This is a genomic window from Nonlabens agnitus (genome assembly GCF_002994045.1).
GTDB lineage: Bacteria > Bacteroidota > Bacteroidia > Flavobacteriales > Flavobacteriaceae > Nonlabens > Nonlabens agnitus.
In genome coordinates this window covers 2,101,798-2,121,088 of sequence record NZ_MQUC01000003.1, presented here as the reverse complement: position 1 = coordinate 2,121,088, position 19,291 = coordinate 2,101,798, and the positions used below count along the sequence as shown (strand labels likewise).

The 19,291-nt window shown below is 40.7% G+C and carries 20 protein-coding genes; 17 read left to right on the top strand and 3 right to left on the bottom strand.

Going from position 1 to position 19,291, the window contains the following annotated elements; all coding sequences use genetic code 11:
- Positions 1–2 precede the first annotated feature (2 nt).
- Together BST86_RS09780 and BST86_RS09775 are read left to right on the top strand one after the other, a co-directional pair.
- A complete protein-coding gene (locus BST86_RS09780) occupies positions 3–1,139 on the top strand; it encodes an acyloxyacyl hydrolase (RefSeq protein WP_105983093.1) in 1,137 nt (378 codons plus the stop codon).
- Positions 1,136–2,035: a head GIN domain-containing protein gene (locus BST86_RS09775; RefSeq protein ID WP_105983092.1), complete on the top strand. Its 900-nt coding sequence runs from the start codon at positions 1,136–1,138 to the stop codon at positions 2,033–2,035. Before BST86_RS09780 ends, BST86_RS09775 begins: the two co-directional genes overlap by 4 nt.
- Before the next feature lie 17 nt (positions 2,036–2,052).
- Here the strand turns inward: BST86_RS09775 and BST86_RS09770 are convergent, their stop codons facing one another.
- Positions 2,053–2,658 (bottom strand): DUF2911 domain-containing protein, encoded by a 606-nt coding sequence (locus BST86_RS09770; RefSeq protein WP_105983091.1) that lies wholly within the window; start codon positions 2,656–2,658, stop codon positions 2,053–2,055.
- A gap of 49 nt (positions 2,659–2,707) precedes the next feature.
- On the bottom strand, positions 2,708–3,499 hold the full coding sequence (locus BST86_RS09765) for a tRNA pseudouridine synthase A (RefSeq protein WP_105983090.1): 792 nt from the start codon (positions 3,497–3,499) through the stop codon (positions 2,708–2,710).
- 76 nt (positions 3,500–3,575) lie between these two features.
- Between BST86_RS09765 and BST86_RS09760 the strand changes: the two genes are divergently transcribed.
- Positions 3,576–3,878, top strand: coding sequence for a DUF6364 family protein (locus tag BST86_RS09760; RefSeq protein ID WP_105983089.1), 303 nt, complete (start codon positions 3,576–3,578; stop codon positions 3,876–3,878).
- Position 3,879: 1 nt separating this feature from the next.
- Positions 3,880–4,284, top strand: coding sequence for a type II toxin-antitoxin system VapC family toxin (locus BST86_RS09755; protein WP_105983088.1), 405 nt, complete (start codon positions 3,880–3,882; stop codon positions 4,282–4,284).
- 45 nt (positions 4,285–4,329) lie between these two features.
- Here the strand turns inward: BST86_RS09755 and gldA are convergent, their stop codons facing one another.
- Positions 4,330–5,232 (bottom strand): gliding motility-associated ABC transporter ATP-binding subunit GldA, encoded by a 903-nt coding sequence (gene gldA / locus BST86_RS09750; RefSeq protein ID WP_105983087.1) that lies wholly within the window; start codon positions 5,230–5,232, stop codon positions 4,330–4,332.
- 278 nt (positions 5,233–5,510) lie between these two features.
- On the opposite strand from gldA, the gene BST86_RS09745 reads away from it, so the two are divergent.
- From BST86_RS09745 to BST86_RS09685, 13 genes are all read left to right on the top strand, one after another.
- Entirely contained in the window at positions 5,511–6,323 is an 813-nt protein-coding gene (locus BST86_RS09745; RefSeq protein WP_055411038.1) for a prephenate dehydratase, read from the top strand.
- The gene (locus tag BST86_RS09740; protein WP_105983086.1) at positions 6,320–7,483 is read left to right on the top strand and encodes a pyridoxal phosphate-dependent aminotransferase; all 1,164 of its coding nucleotides are present in this window, start codon (positions 6,320–6,322) and stop codon (positions 7,481–7,483) included. Before BST86_RS09745 ends, BST86_RS09740 begins: the two co-directional genes overlap by 4 nt.
- Positions 7,480–8,340: a prephenate dehydrogenase gene (locus tag BST86_RS09735; RefSeq protein WP_105983085.1), complete on the top strand. Its 861-nt coding sequence runs from the start codon at positions 7,480–7,482 to the stop codon at positions 8,338–8,340. The genes BST86_RS09740 and BST86_RS09735 overlap by 4 nt, the downstream gene beginning before the upstream one ends.
- Positions 8,330–9,418: a bifunctional 3-deoxy-7-phosphoheptulonate synthase/chorismate mutase type II gene (locus tag BST86_RS09730; protein ID WP_105983084.1), complete on the top strand. Its 1,089-nt coding sequence runs from the start codon at positions 8,330–8,332 to the stop codon at positions 9,416–9,418. The genes BST86_RS09735 and BST86_RS09730 overlap by 11 nt, the downstream gene beginning before the upstream one ends.
- A gap of 90 nt (positions 9,419–9,508) precedes the next feature.
- Positions 9,509–10,513, top strand: coding sequence for a ribosome small subunit-dependent GTPase A (rsgA, locus tag BST86_RS09725; protein ID WP_105983083.1), 1,005 nt, complete (start codon positions 9,509–9,511; stop codon positions 10,511–10,513).
- The gene (dtd, locus tag BST86_RS09720) at positions 10,510–10,956 is read left to right on the top strand and encodes a D-aminoacyl-tRNA deacylase (RefSeq protein WP_105983082.1); all 447 of its coding nucleotides are present in this window, start codon (positions 10,510–10,512) and stop codon (positions 10,954–10,956) included. Before rsgA ends, dtd begins: the two co-directional genes overlap by 4 nt.
- A 97-nt stretch (positions 10,957–11,053) precedes the next feature.
- The gene (locus BST86_RS09715) at positions 11,054–11,296 is read left to right on the top strand and encodes a hypothetical protein (RefSeq protein WP_146126753.1); all 243 of its coding nucleotides are present in this window, start codon (positions 11,054–11,056) and stop codon (positions 11,294–11,296) included.
- 15 nt (positions 11,297–11,311) lie between these two features.
- Positions 11,312–12,016, top strand: coding sequence for a GLPGLI family protein (locus BST86_RS09710; protein ID WP_105983080.1), 705 nt, complete (start codon positions 11,312–11,314; stop codon positions 12,014–12,016).
- An 81-nt stretch (positions 12,017–12,097) separates the two neighbouring features.
- Complete coding sequence (locus BST86_RS09705) at positions 12,098–14,704, top strand: TonB-dependent receptor (RefSeq protein ID WP_105983079.1); 2,607 nt, start codon at positions 12,098–12,100, stop codon at positions 14,702–14,704.
- A 55-nt stretch (positions 14,705–14,759) separates the two neighbouring features.
- Complete coding sequence (locus BST86_RS09700; protein ID WP_105983078.1) at positions 14,760–15,086, top strand: nucleotide pyrophosphohydrolase; 327 nt, start codon at positions 14,760–14,762, stop codon at positions 15,084–15,086.
- A 5-nt stretch (positions 15,087–15,091) separates the two neighbouring features.
- Positions 15,092–16,336 (top strand): 3-phosphoshikimate 1-carboxyvinyltransferase, encoded by a 1,245-nt coding sequence (locus tag BST86_RS09695; protein WP_105983077.1) that lies wholly within the window; start codon positions 15,092–15,094, stop codon positions 16,334–16,336.
- Positions 16,337–16,403: 67 nt separating this feature from the next.
- Positions 16,404–17,456, top strand: a complete 1,053-nt coding sequence (gene queA / locus BST86_RS09690; protein WP_105983076.1) for a tRNA preQ1(34) S-adenosylmethionine ribosyltransferase-isomerase QueA — start codon at positions 16,404–16,406, stop codon at positions 17,454–17,456.
- Positions 17,457–17,553: 97 nt separating this feature from the next.
- Complete coding sequence (locus tag BST86_RS09685) at positions 17,554–19,266, top strand: T9SS type A sorting domain-containing protein (protein ID WP_105983075.1); 1,713 nt, start codon at positions 17,554–17,556, stop codon at positions 19,264–19,266.
- Positions 19,267–19,291: the final 25 nt, after the last annotated feature.

The window sequence follows — 19,291 nt, the reverse complement described above, 5'->3', positions numbered from 1 at the left end:
TAATGACGAACCGTTTTATAATTCTTGTGGTTTTTCTCGCTTTCGCGAAAGCGATAACAGCACAATCCCAAGAACAATTTCCTAAGATTGCGACCCTAGACGTATCCTTGATGCATGGGACCATCCTGCAGCACAATCCAGATATTTCCCACCTCATTACAGAGCATCCCAAAGGTGTTTTGCTTAGTTACAATCGCAAGACCTTTGGAGAAGAAGAATGGGAATCGCGCTACGGTTTTCCAGATTGGGGTTTCAGCGCTGCCTATCAGGACATGAAAAATTATAACCTGGGCGAGGCCTATAGCGCCTATGCGCATTACAATTTTCACTTCTTCAACAGGAATTTGCAGTTTAGGGTTGGTCAAGGACTGGCCTACATGACTAAACCATTTGATGTGGAGACAAATCCGCAGAACAATGCTTACGGAACGACCATCACCAGTTCTACTTATCTGGTGGCAAACTATAGAAAGGAGAACATCTACAAAGGTCTAGGTTTTCATGCTGGTGTGAGTATTATACATTATTCTAATGCTAATGTGCGTGCGCCCAACAATTCTACCAACACCTGGTTTTTTAACGCAGGTATCAATTACACCTTGAATCGTGACGAGATTCCAGAATATAAGATCTGGGAAAAACGTGGTTATACAGAGCCTATTGGCATCAACGCCATGGCTCGACTAGGTTTTAACGAGAGCGATTACCGCGGTAGTGGTCAGCATCCGTTTTATGATTTCTCGGTGTATGCTGATAAGCGCATCAATATCAAAAGCAGTTTGCATGCTGGTGTGGAATTATTTGTAGCCGAGTTTCTTAGAGAATTCCGAGATTATCAAGCCAATAGTTTTCCAGAAAACGGCATCACCGGAGATGAAGATCATAAACGAGTGGGACTTTTTATAGGTCACGAGTTGCATTTAGGAAAAACGAGTGTGTTATCGCAATTTGGGTATTATGTGTACCAGCCTATCGAGTTTGAATCCAAATTTTATAACCGATTGGGATTACAAAGAAGGTTGACAGACAACATATTTGCCAGCGTCACTGTAAAAGCACACGGCGCCAAAGCAGAAGGCGTGAGCCTAGGAATAGGCTATAGATTCAAAGAAGTCTTTAATTCTAAAGCAGAGTTATGAAGGAAGTTAGGAGTTCAGATTTAGGAGTTGGGAGTTCAAGCCGTCAAGAATCAAGAATCAAGAATTCAGAATTCCGTATTGATTTTTGGAATTTGGAATTTGGAATTTGGAATTTTATAAAGCCATTAGAAAAACTTTCTATTCTATCGCTACTTGCAGTATTAATCGTGACCACACTCTCTTGCGATTCAGAAGAAGGCCTTAATTGCACTCAAACCGCTGGCGACATTCAAAGTTTTGAAGTAGAAGTAGAGCCTTTTGACAAGGTGGTCATTTTTGAGCGCATGGGCGCCACCTTCAAACAAGGTCCTGTTCAAAGAGTAGTGGTGACTACCGGCGAAAACCTATTCAATGACATAGATGTCAAGGTGATTGACGGGCAGCTGCAAATTGTCAATAACAACGGTTGTAATGTGATCAGAGATTATGGGATCACTCAAATTGAAATAACATCACCTAATCTTACCGAAATCAGAACCAGTACCGGCGAGGACATTAAAAGTGAAGGCGTTCTCAATTATCCCAACCTAACATTGCTTTCTGAAGACGCCAGCGTTGAGGAAGATTTTTATAATACAGATGGCGACATGCGTCTGGAACTCGACACGCAAAATCTCACGATCGTTTCCAACAACTTGAGTTATTTCTATCTAAGCGGCACCGTTGAAAATGCAGATATCACCTTCCTAGAAGGCGATGGCAGAATCTATGCTGAAGACTTAGAAATTCAAAACGCCCGGATTTTCCATAGAGGAACTTCAGAATGGCGCATGGACGTAAAACAAAACATCGCCGGTACCATCAATGGCTACGGCGATGTGATATTAAAAACCAGACCTACAACGGTCAACGTTGATGTGACTTGGCGTGGAAGGATAATTTACTTGAATGAGTAAAGTATTAGGTACTTAAGTTACCATTGTTCGATCGTAATAGGCAACTCAGCTCTATAAGTTCCCCAACCCATTTTCATATGTACAACATTGTCGTTGTTAGGAGAATACAAGGCAATACTCAAATTCTCGAGACTTTCTGAATCTGTAGTTACGGGAATGGTTGTGGTCACGATATCCATATCGTTTTTATGGCTGAAGTTTCCCCAACCGTCATTCTCACTATTGATGTGTACGGTCCACTCATTTTCTTGAGGTACCACAACCACAGTGTAACGGCCTGCCATAAGGTTTTTTCCTCCGATTACGGCATTCTGCATCAGCATGATCTCAGTACTCTCGTTAGCGCCTAGTCTCCATTTGGATCCATATTTTGTTATACCAGAACCTTTCTCGTCAGTTGCCGTGAATACGTTACGACCGTTAAGACTAGGTCTGCTGTACAGCACTCTGATTTGTGGTTGCAGGGCTGCTTTTTGCTCGTCCGTTTTCGCGAAAGCGCGCTTTGTAGCTTGTGCTGGATAATAAGCGGCATCCATCGGGCTCTTGTCCAATTCAGCAAATTCCTGAGCGGTTGCTGTAAAAGTGATCGCCATGGCAGCTGCGGCTAAAAGTATGTTTTTCATGATGTTGTGATAAATTATTTGTTGGTACAATAATAAGCGGTAAGCGCTCTTACTGTGTTAATTCCGTTCTAAAAAGTATCAGCCCGCTGCTGGGAGCAATGTGCGATAAATGAATCTGATTGGAGCCATCGAGCGTTTGCTCAAATTCGGTCCAACTCATTTTTCCCATTCCCAGATCAAAAAGTGCTCCCATCATGAGTCGCACCTGGTGGCGTTTGAAACCTTTACCGCCTACGCGAAAGCAGAAACTCTCCTCAGGGAAAAAGTTTGCTGTAAAGAGATTGTTTTCTTCGATATAACAGCTTTCTACCACGCTGGTCGTAGTGGTTCCCGTAGTAGGTTTATAGGTATAGGACCAGAAATCCTTCTCGCCCACAAACAGTTGCGCTGCTTTTTTCATGAGCTCAATGTCAAGTTCTGTTTTCATGTACACCATAAGCGGCGCACAAAAAGGATGGAATTTCTCGCCATGCGAGAAAAGATAAATGTACTCCTTGAGCTTGGGCGCGTTGATGATATTAAAGTCTGCTGTGGTAGGCTCAATGCTCAATGCTCTAATGTCACTAGGCAGGTTGAGGTTGAATTCTTTTAGAAAGACATCAAGATCTACAATGGGATCGTCATCAAGAAACAATTCAATCGCCGTTTCATTGACGGACACTCGAGCATCTGTTCTACCTGCAGCAAGCACTTTAAAATTGGAATGATCAAGAACAAATCGCAACGTGCGCTGCACCATACGTTCTACGGTAGGAAGATCCGGCTGCTTTTGCCAACCATGAAACCGGAAGCCTAGGTACTGTAGCTTTATAATGTAAAAATGTCTTTCTTTTCTGAACATGCTGCAAAGATGTGGAATCCTTTTATATCAACAGGAATAATATTTTATACGTATATTTAAATAAAGTACACGTATCATGAAAAAGAAACTCACATTAAGTATCGACGAAGCTGTAATTCAAAAGGCAAAGGATTATGCTCAAGGAACGGATCGTAGCTTATCTGAATTGATAGAAAGTACCCTTCAAAGGATATTGAATGGCTCAACTATAAACGAACCTGATACATCATACAGAACTCAAAACCGAAAATCGAAAAATAAAAGTGGTGAATGGAAATTACCAGAGTTTCTCCGTGGAATTGCTGGTGTCGCTCCTTTGGATATTGATTATGTGAAAGATCGTGATATGATTAGAGAAGAGCGTTATTCAAAGCAATAGGATGAAATATTTCCTTGACACCAACATACTAATCGATCTTGTGACTATGAGAGCGCCATTTGGAAAGGTTGCTGCTCAATTATTTGAAACCGCAAAAAAGGAAAAGTGGGAGCTATTTTCCTCTGCGATTAGTATCACGACAACACACTATATCTTGTCTAGATCATTGGACAATAGATCTGCTACAGAGGTTATTGGAAAAATTCTAGATCTGTTGACCATTGTTCCCGCAGATTCTTCCATGTTACGTAGAGCGGTTTCTCATCCAATTAGCGATTACGAAGACGCTGTACAATTTGAATGCGCCGCATCCATAAAAGGCGTCGATGGCTTCATTACCAGAAACAAAAAGGATTTTAAACACGCCAGCATTCCAGTCTTTGCGCCAGAAGAGGTTTTGTTTTAGGTTTTTTGTTATTTAGTAAGAAGTACAAAGGACAAAGTTAGATTTTTATTCACCCGTCAACTCCTGAAACATCGCCTCGAGATTCTTATTCTTTTTATTTAAAGACAAAATCTTTAACTCATTGTCATGGGCAAAGTCAAAAACGCCGCTGCGCTGGTCTTTTTTGGTTTCAAAACGCAACCGGTAATTGAAGCCGTGAAGTTCTTTGACTTCGCGTACGAGAGGAATACGCTGTAACAATTCAGGCTCGACGCGATAGTCAAACTCAACATCGATTACCTGGATCTCATCGCTTTTGAGATTCTTTAGATAATCATCGGCGACGATTTGTCCTTTATTGATGATGATCACTCGATCACACATAGCCTCAACTTCTTGCATAATATGCGTGGAAAGTAGGATGGTCGTGTTTTGGGATACCTTGCGTATCAGACTGCGTATCTCTACCAGTTGATTTGGATCCAGACCTGTGGTAGGTTCATCAAGGATCAAGACCTTGGGCTCGTGCAGCAAGGCATTGGCCAGACCAACACGTTGTTTGTAACCTTTGGAAAGCTCTTGGATCTTTTTGTTCTTATGGGATTCCAGACCCGTTTCCAGAATCACGGCTTCAATGCGCTGGGAAGCGTTTGAAACCTTATAAATACTAGCGCTAAATGCGAGGTATTCCTTCACATACATATCTGGATATAGCGGGTTGTTCTCTGGCAGGTAGCCTATGGAACTTTGTACCGCTCTGGATTCAGTCGTTACATTTTTTCCATTGACTGTCGCGGTGCCTTCATCGGCATTAAGATAAGTCGTTAGAATACGCATCATGGTAGATTTTCCAGCACCATTGGGCCCCAAAAAGCCAACGATCTCTCCAGATTTAATGGAGAATGAAACGTCATCCAGCGCCTTTTGGCTGCCGTATGTTTTTGTGATGTTGGAAACTTCAATAGACATAAGGTAAAGATAGGAATTGTGAAGAGTTCGCTTTCGCGAAAGCGATAACATTATCCACAACAATAACGTTATCGTAATCTTTTTATTTAAATATTAAGTTTTTTCTATGTGTTTTAAATAAAGTATTTTACATTAGCCGCTTATTATGAATTCAACAACTTACTTCTGGTCACGTTACTACTTCTATTTTATGGAAGAACGGACTCTATTGAAGTAATTTAAAATATATCACTCACAATAAAGTCCTGAATCATTCAGGACTTTTTTTATAGGATCAAATGAAGGTTGCAATACAAGGTGTAAAGGGATCGTACCACCATCAAGTGGCAGATCTATTGTATGGAGAGGTTGAGCTGCTGGAGTGCAGCACCTTTGACCAATTGAGTCGTGCCGTGGCTCAAGGCGATGTGGATAAAGGCGTCATGGCCATAGGCAATTCCATCGCTGGTAGCATCTTGCCTAATTATACACTAATTAGTGAAAATGGGCTGAACATTACTGCAGAGTGCTATCTGGATATTGACCACCAACTCATGGCTCTCAAGGGTCAATCACTGGATGACATTGTCGAGGTGCAATCGCATCCCATGGCCTTGTTGCAATGCAAGCCATTTTTCAGAGACTATCCTGAAATAAAACTCGTAGAAACTGATGATACCGCGGCAGCGGCCTACCGTATACAGCGTGATGGTAAAAAAGGTATTGCAGCCATAGCGTCCAGCATCGCAGCGACCATCTATGATTTGGACATTATTGCCAGTGACATTCAAGAAATCAAAAACAACGCTACCAGATTTGTAGTGGTAGAAAAGGAACAAGAGGATCAACAGGAACCCAACAAGGCGACCATCAACTTTGTGAGCAGTCACGAGGCTGGATCGCTGGCGCGTATATTGACGATTTTTGGCGCACAGCGCATCAACCTTACTAAAATTCAATCCATTCCAATTGTGGATAAGCCTTTCCTATTCTCTTTTGTGGCAGACCTAGAATTTGAGGCATTAGATCAATTTACTAAAGCAAGACAGCAAATCCAGCCCTACATAAAAGAGTTGACGGTCTTAGGAATCTATAAAAGCGCTACATTATGATAGCAACAGCAAAAAGACTTGATAGCGTTCAAGAATATTACTTCGCCACAAAATTACGCGAGGTACGCGCATTGATGAATGAAGGCAAACCTATTATCAATGCAGGTATAGGCAGCCCAGACTTGCTGCCTCCAGATCATGTGATCCCAGCATTAATAGAAGCATTGCAGGATGACAAGGCGCATGGATACCAAAGTTACCTCGGCTTGCCAGAATTGCGCCAGTCGATGGCAGATTTTTATCAGTCGTACTACCATGTTCAGCTTAACCCAGAGACAGAGATCATACCCTTGATGGGAAGTAAAGAAGGTATTTTGCATATATCACTAGCATTTTTAAATCCAGGCGATCAGGTCTTGATTCCAGATCCTGGTTACCCAACCTACGCCAGTGCAACAAAGTTGTGCGAGGCGCAAGCGGTCACCTACAATTTAACGGCAGCAAACCACTGGATGCCAGATTTTGAAGCACTTGAAAAACTTGACCTTTCCAGAGTCAAACTCATGTGGACCAATTATCCCAACATGCCTACTGGAGCCGCAGGAAATCTTGACGTATTTGAGCGATTAGTGGCTTTTGCGCGTAAGCATAACATTTTATTGGTGAATGACAATCCGTACAGTTGTGTAGGTTATGAAAAAAAGATCAGCATCCATCAAGTAGAAGGATCACTGGATTGTGCGCTGGAGCTTAATTCCATCAGTAAAACCTTCAACATGGCTGGCTGGCGTGTTGGGATGTTGACAGGAAATGCAGAAGTATTGAAAGAAGTTCTTAAAGTCAAGACCAATATGGACAGCGGTATGTTCTACGGTGTGCAAAAGGGCGCCATCGCAGCCTTAAAAACAGATGCACAGTGGCTGGCGCATCAAGATGAAATCTATACCCAAAGAAGAGAATTGACACTACAAGTTGCACATGCTCTCAAACTAAAACCAGAACCGCAAACTGGTGGTTTATTTGTATGGTGCAAGTTACCAGACGGCATGCATGACGATAAGGAGTTTGTGGATGATGTGTTACATAACAAGCACATCTTCATTACACCAGGAAGCATTTTTGGTAAGAATGGTGCTGGCTACGTTCGGTTTTCTCTTTGTGTTAAAGAAGAGGAAATAGCTACGATGCTTGAAAGGGTATCTAAAAAAGAGAATGCATGAAAAACGTATTTCTCATAGGTACCGGTCTTATAGGTGGATCCATGTTGCTAGACTTGCGGGAGCATTTCAAGGATGCTGTTTTTTACGGCGTTGACCAGAATGAATCGCATGCAAAACGTGCGGTAGAAAACGGTATCGTGGATCAGGTAGCTAGTATAAAAGACGTGGTTAATGCAGACCTTGTCTTGATTTCGGTTCCTGTAGATGCAGCTCTTGAAGTATTGCCGCAGGTGCTGGATCTTGTGCCAGAACAGGCGCTGGTCATGGATGTGGGCTCTACTAAAGAAGCGATTTGCAAAACGGTAGAAAACCACAAGAATAGAAGACAGTTTCTTGCGGCACATCCCATTGCGGGAACAGAGTTTTCTGGGCCAGACGCCGCGATAAAATCCCTGTTTAATGATAAAACCATGATTGTTTGCGAGGTAGAAAAGACCGCATTCAAATTGCAGGAAACCGCGAAGCAGCTTTTTGATCTCTTGGGCATGCGGGTGCGTTATATGACGCCGGCAGCCCACGACCGTCACATTGCCTTTGTCTCGCACCTGTCACACATTTCAAGCTTTATGCTGGGAAAAACCGTGATTCAGGAAGAAGAAAGTGAGCGCGACATCTTTGATCTCGCCGGCAGCGGTTTTGAAAGTACTGTACGCCTGGCTAAAAGTTCGCCAGCGATGTGGACGCCCATTTTTGCGCAGAATAAGAAACACGTACTGGACAGTCTGGACGGATATATTGAAAATTTAGTTCGCTTTCGCGAAAGCGTAAACACCAATAACTACAAAGCCATATACGACGATATGGAACAAACCAACCGAATTAAAACGATTTTAAAAGGAATACAAAATGGAAAATAAGATAGAGTACAGAAACTGGCTGGACGCCCATCAATTGAACCATCCGCTAGTGATCGCGGGACCTTGTAGTGCAGAAACTGAAGAACAAGTCCTTAAGATCGCCCATGAATTGAAGGAAAGCGATACTACATATTTACGTGCAGGAATCTGGAAACCTAGAACACGACCAGGAAACTTTGAAGGAGTAGGCGCCATAGGATTGAAGTGGCTTCAAAAAGCCAAAAAGGAAACCGGACTGCTTACTGCAACCGAGGTAGCCAACAAAGCCCACGTGGATCTTGCTCTAGAACACGATATCGATCTTCTATGGATAGGTGCACGATCTACCGTGAGTCCCTTTATTGTTCAGGAAATTGCAGATGCATTGGAAGGAACTGATAAAGTGGTTTTAGTAAAGAATCCAGTGAATCCAGATCTAGCTTTATGGATTGGAGCTTTGGAGCGATTATATACTGCAAACATCAAAAATCTAGGTGTGATACATAGAGGTTTCTCCACCTATGATAAATCAAAGTACCGTAACAATCCAGAATGGCAAATTGCTGTGGATTTCCAAACGAAATACCCAGACATACCGCTTATCTGTGACCCATCACACATTACGGGAAAACGTGATATGATCCTGGAAGTATCCCAAACCGCACTTGACCTTAACTATGACGGTTTGATGATCGAGACGCACATCGATCCAGACAATGCATGGAGTGATGCCGCACAGCAAGTAACACCATCGAGTTTGATCCAGATCACCAAGGATTTGAAAATACGTAAAGAGATGGACGATGAGGCTGGATATCAAGCAAAATTGGGTCAGTTGCGCGCACAGATTGATGTAATTGACAATGCCCTAATCGAGACGTTGGGCAAGCGTATGAAAACGGCAGACTCTATAGGTGAATTAAAAAAATCCAGAAACGTAGCCGTTTTACAATCCAAAAGATGGAACGAGATTCTAGGAAAAATGATCCTGGAAGGTGAAGGTCATGGTTTAAGTGAGGAATTCATTCTTAAGGTTTTCAAAGCGATACACCAGGAATCCATCAATCACCAAGAGAAGATTGTAAACATTTCAAAATAAGAAGCAATGAAGCAAAGGTGTTTGAGAAGAGTTTACTTTCTCTTTTCAAATACCTTAATTTTGAATATGAAAAACTTACTCAAAAACTAAATGACGGGAATCGTTTACAGGTCGACCGGTAGTTGGTACGAGGTAAAAGGAACTGATGGCGCTTTTTATTCTTGTAGAATCAAGGGTAAATTCCGCTTAAAGGGAATCAAGAGTACCAATCCTGTTGCTGTAGGTGATCAAGTTGATTTTGAGATCGAAAAAAAAGGTGATGAAGAAATAGGCATCATCAACGTGATTCATGAGCGCGAGAATTACATCGTCCGTAAATCAGTAAACCTTTCTAAGCAAACGCACATCATCGCGGCAAATGTCGATCAGGTTTTTCTTTTGGTGACCTTAAATAATCCGCCAACATTTACCTCGTTCATTGATCGATTTTTAGTCACGGCAGAGGCGTATCATATTCCGGCAGTGTTGGTATTCAACAAGATTGATACCTATAATGACGATCAGGATCAAGTTGCCATCGATCCAGAAACGGGTGAAGAGATGCTCACGATGACAGAGCTTGATGAGGTACGCTACCTCATGCATCTCTATAAATCCATAGGATACGATTGCATCGCCATAAGTGCAGAAACCGGTAAGAACATAGATCAGGTCAAAGATAAAATGCAGGAAAAAACCAGCATGTTTGCCGGCCATAGTGGTGCTGGAAAAAGTACGTTAGCAAACGCAGTCGAACCTGGACTGGACTTAAAAACCAAAAAGATTTCTGACCAGCACCAGCAAGGACAACATACGACGACATTTGCCGAGATGTTTGACCTAAGTTTTGGCGCTCGTCTGATCGACACGCCTGGAATCAAAGGTTTTGGGGTTGTGGATATGGAAAAAGAAGAAATAGGTGGCTATTTTCCAGAGATCGCATCGCGTCAACAAGACTGTAAGTTTCATAACTGCCTGCATATAGAAGAGCCTAAATGCGCCGTCAAAGAAGCTGTCGAGAATGATGAAATCCACCTAAGTCGCTATGAAAGTTATGTCCAGATCGTCAATGGCGATGAGGATAATTACCGCACTGATAAACACGCCGTTCAATGAGAGTAGTCGTACAGAGAGTTTCTAATGCCAGTGTACATAGTGGTGGACAAAGCCTAGGTTCCATTAACCGTGGATTGCTGGTTTTGATTGGCATCACGGCCACAGACACCAGTGAGGACATCGATTACCTGGTGCGCAAGATTTGTGGCTTACGTGTATTTGCCGACAATACTGGAAAGATGAATTTAAGTATTGATGAGATCGATGGCGATATTTTGGTCGTATCCCAATTCACTTTGTATGCACAAACTAAAAAAGGGAATCGTCCCAGTTATATCAATGCGGCAAAACCAGAGGTTGCCATACCGTTGTATGAGGCTTTTGTAAGTTCGCTTTCGCGAAAGCGAAATAAATCCATTCCCACAGGTTCCTTTGGGGCAGATATGCAAGTGAGACTGGTCAATGATGGTCCTGTCACGATAATTATTGATAGTCAGATTTGATATTAATCTTCTATCAAATTATTTGTTTTCAATTTTCTATTTAAAAACTTGTTTACTTTACTTTACTTCCTTTATGGCTAACTATAATCAATTTATTATGAAAAGAGTTTTATTTGTAGGCTTTGTTGCCTTAGGAAGTATGAGTTTTATCGGAACAGAAAATATTCAGATAGAAGAAGGAGATGTCGATTGTTTTGCTAAAGCAGATGGTGTTATTGAGGATTTGAGAGAAGATACTTATTTTCTTCATCCAGATGTTGTTGATGCTGTTTGGGATGATGTTTTTTATAACTGTAGCGCTCTAAATGGTCAATTGCTAGAACTAGCAATAATTGAATAAAAAAGTTAAAATAAAATGAGATTTACCATTTCAATTATTTTTGTTTTTTCTTTCAATTTACTTTGTTATAGTCAATTACAAATAGAGTACTCTGTAAAATATTTTACAAAGAAAAGGGTAGATTCTGAAAAGAATGAAAATTACCGAAACTTGTTAGAACCATCAGTTAAAGTTCTAAATAGCAGTTCTGGAATTTTAAACGTTTGTGATAACCAATCCTACTTTTCTATAATACCAGAAAACGGAGCTGATTTGGCCAATGTAGTCCTAGCTAAGGTGCTTATAGAAAATAGTAGTTGGCTATCATCTGCAGACGAATCAGGTAATGTAGATCGAAGATTCAAGCGTCTAGTTGTAGCAGACTATAATACGAATAAATGGAAAATAGGCAACGAAGCTAAAATAATTGCGGGTTACAGTTGCTTGAAGGCAACTAAAAAGTTAAGCTTTACGGAATATCCAAATTTAGATAGGGATCTTGAAGTTTGGTTTACGCCAGATATCGCCGTGGATTCGGGATTAAGAGATGCTATTGGACTTCCGGGTTTAATATTATATTATAATGATCAGCAATGGGAATTTGTCGCTTCCGAAATTATTGAAAAGGATAATTGTAATATTACTCTACCAATAAATGAGAAAATCTCTTTTACAGAATCAAATAAAGAAGCAAGCAAAAGATTAAAGGATAAACGGAGCAGATCTCGAAATAATAATTAATTGTTAATAAAAAGAACTTATTTATTATCTATTATACCAGCATTATTGCTGGTATTTTTTTGTCATGGACAAAATATCGTTGTGCAGTCTGGCGTAATCATTTCCATTGAAAATGAAATTGTTCCTTCAGCAACGGTTATTGCCAAAGGAATAAATACTAACGATTTCAAGTTTGCCAGTGCAGACCTTGATGGAAAGTATCAATTGCAACTTACGCCATCGATAGATTATGTAGTAACCGTAAGGTCTATTGGTTATATAACAATTAGCGACACGGTAAATCTGTTACAGGACAGAAGAAAAAATTACATCTTAGAAAAAAGTACTGAATCCCTTGATAGCATTCTAGTAAAAGCGCGTGCGCCAATTCTTCAAAGAGGCGATACAACTGCTTATCGCGTTGAATATTTCTTAACTGGAAATGAACGCAAAGCAAGAGATATTCTAGAAAAGATTCCTGGCGTTGAGGTTGATGGTCGTGGCAATGTAAAAGTAAATGGTGAAGATGTGACTACATTGATGGTGGATGGAAAGGTGTTTTTCTCTGGTGATGAAAAACTGGGCGTTAACAATATTCCCAGCGATGTTATTGATGAGATAGAGATTGTCCAAAACTATGACCCTATTCCTTTCATGAAAAATTTGCGAGATAGCGAGCAGATCGCGCTTAATATCAAATTGAAGGAAGATAAGCGCAACTTCTTTTTTGGTGAGATAGGTGTTGGCGGTGGTTACGAGAATATTTATAGGTCGCATGCAAACCTGTTTTACTATTCTAAAAAGCTAGGCCTCAATTTTATTTCAGGTGTCAGCAATGATGGGCAGCGTGTCTTTACCTTACAGGATTATATTGATTTTGAGGGTGGCCAATCACTGCTATTGAATGATGCAAAAGCCTATTTTGCGCTTCAAAATTCAAGTTTTGGTCGGTACCTTAATCGAGAGGATTTCACTCAAAACAGAAATATAGTCGGCGCATTTAACGCGGTTAGTGAAGTGAATCCGCGATCTACATTTACTGCCTACTCCGTTTGGTTGGATGATCAATCACAATTCAAATCAGTTGCGAATAGATTTTATCCACAGCAACAGTTGGATGAAGTTTTGATAGATAATAGTGAAGTAGATGCTTTATTGGGATTGACAAAATTAAAATGGCAGTACCGCAAGACCATCAAGAATTATTGGGATTTTACGGGCCTGCTGCGTACCGCATTTTCTAACTCAAACGATGGTATACTTTCCCAGATATCCAATCGCGAGGATCGATTTACAAATAGTAATAGCGACTTGTCAGATTACTCCATTGACCTCAAAGCGACACACAATGCGCAATGGTCTGATAAATCTTTTATTAAATGGGAAAGTGAGGTAAAGGCAGGTAAAAATGATGACGCTACACTTTACAATTTCAATCAGCCTGTCTTCTCTAGCTTACTAGATTTCTCGGGAGATCCAAATGACCTATTGCTGGATCAGAATAGGAATTCAGAGAATTTTAAGATAGGCTCAAGCTTTGATTATTTCTGGAATTATGGTCGTAGGAGCCAGATTAATGCACGCGTTAATATAGATCATACACTTGAAGATTATAACACCTTGGATCAAGAACTCTTAAGCGATGGCACGCAAGTTTCCTTTCAAAATAGCGGTTTTAATAATGACCTTGAGTACAAACTAACTGCTTATGGTGCTGGACTGAACCATACGTTTAAGAATGAGATGCATAATTTGACTTTTGGGTTTATGCTTAATCGCTATGATTATTCGTCACAAAATCTAGATCAACCATTACAACAGACGACTGCAACAAAATTACTGCCTGCAATTGATTATGAAGTATCACTACTGGGTGGTAAAAAAATAAGCTTTAATTATGAAACATCCGTTTCCTTACCCAACAGTACAGCTTTGGCGAATAGATTCAGGTTGACTGGCTATAATAGAATTTTTCGAGGTAATCCAGAACTAGACGAACGGTATAATCACAATACTAGATTATTCTACAGTGCTGGTGGCCGCAATAAAGGATATCTATTTACAGGTTCAGCATCTATTAATGCTAGCAATGGATCTATACAGGCATCAAGAGATTTCGACAGCATTGATCAAATTACAACCTATATATTTTTGCGAGAGCCTAACTCCGCCGTGAGTTTGAATGTATCTTATCTTCACTTAGAGCCTAACTGGCGTTTTGGGTTGAATCCGAACTTTAGAATCTCATCGAGCAGCGACTTGATCAACGATGACATAGTAAGCTTAGATGTTCTTAATTATGGATATAAACTTAGTGCGGTTTCTTCCTATAAAAAGTTTGTAAATCTCAACGCCTCGTTTCGGCAGCAGTTTAATTCATACGACGGATTTAATACTAATAGATTTTTAAATACAAGTTTTGATATAAACCTAAGTCATGACATTGGAGATAACTGGATCGTTGAATCAGATTTTTCGCAAACCTATTTTAAGAATCTCACTACAGGTGTTAGTCGTCAATTCGGATTAATGGATATATCTGGTCAATACAAACCACCTAGCAGTTCTTGGATTTTTAATTTGAACCTCAAGAATGTCTTTAATGTTGATTCAAGAAGTAATTCAAGTGTTTCGGATTTTATCATAAGTCAGACAGATACTTTTATCTTGCCTTTCCGTGCATCTTTTGAAGTTAGCTATACTCTTTAAGTTTGTATTTTTGTCTATGTAGAAAAAAACACTACTCGTAAAAAAAAAGGCATAAATGAGCCTCAAACAATCACAAGAACAAGTAGACGCCTGGATAAAGAATCACGGCGTGCGATACTTCAATGAATTGACAAACATGGCGCAACTCACTGAAGAGGTTGGTGAAGTAGCCCGCATTATAGCGCGACGATACGGCGAGCAAAGCGAGAAGGAAAGCGATAAAAACAAAGATCTGGGAGAAGAGCTGGCAGATGTGATGTTTGTTGTCCTTTGCCTAGCTAACCAGACAGGAACAGATCTGGAAGCCGCTTTCGCGAAAAAGCTACAAATCAAAACAGATCGCGATCACGACCGTCATCATAACAATGACAAGCTCAAGTAAACCATATGAATCTAAAACTTAGAGCTTCTCAATCCAAAGTTCAGGAACCTGTAGAGATCAAGATTACAGGCTCTAAAAGCGAAAGCAACCGCTTGCTCATACTCCAGCAGCAATACCCTAACCTAAGTGTAGCAAACCTTTCTAATAGCGACGATACCGTCCATTTAAAGCACGCGCTGGAAAGCGACGCCCAGACGCTGGATATAGGACACGCGGGAACTGCAATGCGTTTTTTGACCGCTTACCTGGCAAATCAACCGGGAAAAAAAGTCATTCTTACCGGTAGCCAGCGCATGAAGGAGCGTCCCATCGGTATCCTGGTAGATGCTTTAAGATACCTAGGAGCCCAGATCGATTATGTTGAAGAAGAAGGTTATCCACCATTGCAAATTGAAGGTAAATCGCTCAAAGGTGGTGAAGTGACTATGGATGCTGGCGTTTCCAGCCAGTATTTGAGTGCATTGTTGCTCATAGGTGCACAAATGGAGAATGGTCTGCATTTGCGACTTTCAGGAAAACTCACCTCGAGACCTTATCTTGAAATGACCACCACCATGTTGACCGACATAGGTTTGCAGGTAACCTTTGAAGACAATCACATAAGCATACAGCCGCAGAAAAACATTGATCAAGTAGAAGTGACCGTAGAGTCAGACTGGAGCAGTGCTGGCTACTGGTATGGTTGGGTAGCGCTACAGCCTGCGGGATATACGGTTAAACTGAGTGCCTACAAACAGATAAGTCTTCAAGGCGATGCCCAGCTGGCCAGGATTTATGAAAAAATGGGCGTGAAGACGCGATACGGTACCAACGAGATCACGCTAACAAAGTCTCAAGAGTTTGAGCAACCTGACGGCCTGGAGTTTGATTTGACAGAGCAGCCAGATCAAGCGCAAACTATTTTTGCTACCTGTTTGGGTTTGGGTATCGACTTAAAAATGACCGGTTTGCACACCTTACGTATCAAGGAAACAGATCGTATCGCTGCAATGGAGGTTGAAGGGGCACGCTTTCGCGAAAGCGAAATAACTTCTACCTCTAATTCTATCCATCTTCATTTTCCCAGCGACAGTCCGTTTAACAAGACCGTACGAATCGACACCTACAATGATCATCGCATGGCACTGGCTTTTGCGCCTTTGTGTCTCAAAACAGATCTGATAATCAATGATGCAGGTGTGGTTTCTAAAAGCTATGGCGACTACTGGGATGATTTGAAGCTTGTAAACGTCGATATTACAGAAATTTAAGTCCTCATTTACTTGACAACGCCTGTTTCAGGATCGTATATTTGCAAATTATAATTAAATCAATTTAATGAAGTTATCACAATTTGGTTATAAGCTGCCAGAGGAGCTTATAGCGCAACATCCCGTAGAGAATAGAGACGAGTCGCGCCTAATGGTACTGCACAAGAAAACAGGCGAGATAGAGCACAAGATGTTCAAGGATGTCATCGATTACTTTGATGAGAAAGATGTATTTGTGATGAATGACACTAAGGTTTTTCCCGCCAGATTGTATGGTAACAAGGAAAAAACAGGAGCACGCATCGAGGTATTTCTTTTAAGAGAATTGAACCCAACGACTAAGTTGTGGGACGTTCTTGTAGATCCAGCTCGTAAGATCAGGATTGGTAACAAACTATATTTTGGCGAGGACGAGAGTCTTGTGGCTGAGGTTATCGATAACACGACCTCACGTGGGCGTACCTTGCGCTTTTTGTACGATGGGACTTATGAGGAGTTCCGCAAGAAATTGCGTGAGTTGGGTGAGACACCACTTCCTAAAGAATTGGGTCGTGAAGTAGAACCAGAAGATGAGGAACGCTATCAGACGATCTATGCCTCTAATGAAGGTGCCGTAGCTGCGCCAGTGGCTGGATTGCACTTTTCTAAGCACTTGCTCAAGCGCATGGAGATCAAAGGCATTGATGTAACCAGTGTGACTATGCACATAGGTTTGGGAACCTTTTCACCGGTTGAGGTGGAAGATCTTTCAAAACATAAAATGGATAGCGAGCAAGCTTTCATCTCTCAGGAAACTTGCAACATCGTGAACAAAGCGATTGACGAGAAAAGAAATATTTGCGCGGTAGGAACAACGACGATGCGATCTTTGGAAAGTGCTGTTAGTAGCGATGGTCACTTAAATACTTTTGATGGCTGGACTAATAAGTTCATATTCCCAGAATATGAGTTTTCTATCGCAAACGCGATGATTACCAACTTTCATAATCCTAAATCAACACTTATGATGCAGGCCGCAGCATTTGCAGGTTATGATTTCCTCAAAAAGGCCTATGATGTGGCTATGAAGGAGAAATATAGATTCAGCACCTATGGTGACGCCATGTTGATCATCGATTAATTGAACCTAAAATTTCAAGGAAAAGCCCTTTGTTCATTTTGAATAAAGGGCTTTTTAATTTCAAATCGTATATTTCCATCACCCCAAAATAATTACCATGAAACATATTTTGTTTTTATTTCTATTCTGCATAGCCTTCTGTACTACAGCGCAGGTGACTAATGAGGTTGCTCCAAGAAGCTGGTCGATGATTCAAAAATCAACTGAACAACCTGCCCCAGTTATTTTACCAGCTATTGATATCCAAGGATTGATTAATGAAAATGTTCAAAAGCCTAATGGATTGTCAGATAAAGTTCTAAAAGTTGGGCAAGATATTTCAGTAGCCTTTGATTTATACAATTCAGGCACATGGACCAATTTAGAAAACGGAGATCGCATTTGGAGATTGAATGTCAAATCAGTCGGGTCTTATTTTACAAGAGCAAATTTTGATCTTTTTAACGTTCCTGAAGGTGCTGAGCTTTATCTATATAATGATGATAAAACTGATCATATAGGTCCATATACAAGTAGTGAAAACCAAGATGATGGTATACTTGGGAGTTGGGTGATTGAAGGAGATAATCTTTGGATTGAATATTTTGAGCCTGCTCGCGTTAGAGGTCTAGGTCGAATTAGTATTGATTCAATTACCCATGGTTTCTTTGACTTGTTTGAAAGTTCTAATGGCTTTAATTCAAAGCTCAATGAATCTGGAGCATGCAATGTGGATGTCCTTTGTAACCCTAATTTTAATTCAAATGGTAGCAAAGATTGGTCAGAAACTAGAACGGATCATTTAAATGCTGTGGCAAGAATATTAATTCCTCGTAATGGCAATTTGTTCGTATGTACCGGTTCCATGATCGCTAATACAGCAAATAACAACACACCTTATTTCTTGACTGCAAACCATTGTCTAGATACAACAAATGGAGCTGGTTCAAATTTTAATTCTAGCAATTGGTCTTTTGGTTTTCAATGGTTTACTCCTACACCAGACTGCGCTACTTTTTCGCCAACTCTAGGACCCAATCAGCCGACAAGAATAATCTCTGGAGCTCGTTTATTAGCGAATAATGACGATAGTGACTTTGCTCTTTTTCTTTTAAATCAAACTCCACCATCCACTTGGAATCTTTACTATGCTGGTTGGGATTGGTCTGGTTCAATACCAGCAGAACAATTAGGAATGCATCATCCTAATGGAGATATCATGAAACTATGCCGTAACGATCAGGCACCTACGTCTCAAAAATTGCCACCGAGCGCAGCTTTTTTATTTAGAGACGGCATTAATCTTGAAATATGGCGAATAGCAGATTGGGATTATGGAGTGACAGAAGGTGGGTCTTCGGGTAGTTTTTTATTAAGTGAGGAAAATTTGATAATTGGGCAATTAGCTGGTGGAGGAGCACAATGTAGTGGTCGGTTTGACAACAATGCTGAAGATTGGTATGGTCGATTTGATGTAAGTTGGGATAGCGGAGGAACTGCTTCTACTCGACTAAGAGATTGGTTGGATCCATTGAATACTGGTAGTCAAAAATTTGAAGGGTCTTTTGCATCAAACTTACTATCGAATCAAGAAGTTTTAATTCAACCAAGCATCAGAATTTACCCCAATCCATCCAGCGGCATATTCAACATAGACAGCGATCAACAGGTAGCCTATCAAGTATTCAACTTGAATGGTCAATTGATTGTGGAGTCTGCTGCAGGACTTTCTAACAACACATTGGATTTATCTAGCGCGGCAAATGGTTTATATTTCATCAAGCTTACCGCAAACGGTCAAACCGTCACTAAAAAGATTATCAAGCAATAAGCTCTTTAAAACCTTAAGTGCGTCG

Bases quoted from the DNA above. Each gene is read 5' to 3' on its own strand.
- BST86_RS09760 (WP_105983089.1), top strand. From the start codon at position 3,576: ATGAAAAAGAAACTCACATTAAGTATCGACGAAGCTGTAATTCAAAAG.
- BST86_RS09710 (WP_105983080.1), top strand. From the start codon at position 11,312: ATGAGATTTACCATTTCAATTATTTTTGTTTTTTCTTTCAATTTACTT.
- BST86_RS09775 (WP_105983092.1), top strand. From the start codon at position 1,136: ATGAAGGAAGTTAGGAGTTCAGATTTAGGAGTTGGGAGTTCAAGCCGT.
- BST86_RS09730 (WP_105983084.1), top strand. From the start codon at position 8,330: ATGGAAAATAAGATAGAGTACAGAAACTGGCTGGACGCCCATCAATTG.
- BST86_RS09695 (WP_105983077.1), top strand. From the start codon at position 15,092: ATGAATCTAAAACTTAGAGCTTCTCAATCCAAAGTTCAGGAACCTGTA.
- BST86_RS09735 (WP_105983085.1), top strand. From the start codon at position 7,480: ATGAAAAACGTATTTCTCATAGGTACCGGTCTTATAGGTGGATCCATG.
- BST86_RS09780 (WP_105983093.1), top strand. From the start codon at position 3: ATGACGAACCGTTTTATAATTCTTGTGGTTTTTCTCGCTTTCGCGAAA.
- BST86_RS09685 (WP_105983075.1), top strand. From the start codon at position 17,554: ATGAAACATATTTTGTTTTTATTTCTATTCTGCATAGCCTTCTGTACT.
- queA (WP_105983076.1), top strand. From the start codon at position 16,404: ATGAAGTTATCACAATTTGGTTATAAGCTGCCAGAGGAGCTTATAGCG.
- dtd (WP_105983082.1), top strand. From the start codon at position 10,510: ATGAGAGTAGTCGTACAGAGAGTTTCTAATGCCAGTGTACATAGTGGT.
- BST86_RS09745 (WP_055411038.1), top strand. From the start codon at position 5,511: ATGAAGGTTGCAATACAAGGTGTAAAGGGATCGTACCACCATCAAGTG.
- rsgA (WP_105983083.1), top strand. From the start codon at position 9,509: ATGACGGGAATCGTTTACAGGTCGACCGGTAGTTGGTACGAGGTAAAA.
- BST86_RS09765 (WP_105983090.1), bottom strand. From the start codon at position 3,499: ATGTTCAGAAAAGAAAGACATTTTTACATTATAAAGCTACAGTACCTA.
- BST86_RS09740 (WP_105983086.1), top strand. From the start codon at position 6,320: ATGATAGCAACAGCAAAAAGACTTGATAGCGTTCAAGAATATTACTTC.
- BST86_RS09770 (WP_105983091.1), bottom strand. From the start codon at position 2,658: ATGAAAAACATACTTTTAGCCGCAGCTGCCATGGCGATCACTTTTACA.
- BST86_RS09755 (WP_105983088.1), top strand. From the start codon at position 3,880: ATGAAATATTTCCTTGACACCAACATACTAATCGATCTTGTGACTATG.
- BST86_RS09715 (WP_146126753.1), top strand. From the start codon at position 11,054: ATGAAAAGAGTTTTATTTGTAGGCTTTGTTGCCTTAGGAAGTATGAGT.
- gldA (WP_105983087.1), bottom strand. From the start codon at position 5,232: ATGTCTATTGAAGTTTCCAACATCACAAAAACATACGGCAGCCAAAAG.
- BST86_RS09700 (WP_105983078.1), top strand. From the start codon at position 14,760: ATGAGCCTCAAACAATCACAAGAACAAGTAGACGCCTGGATAAAGAAT.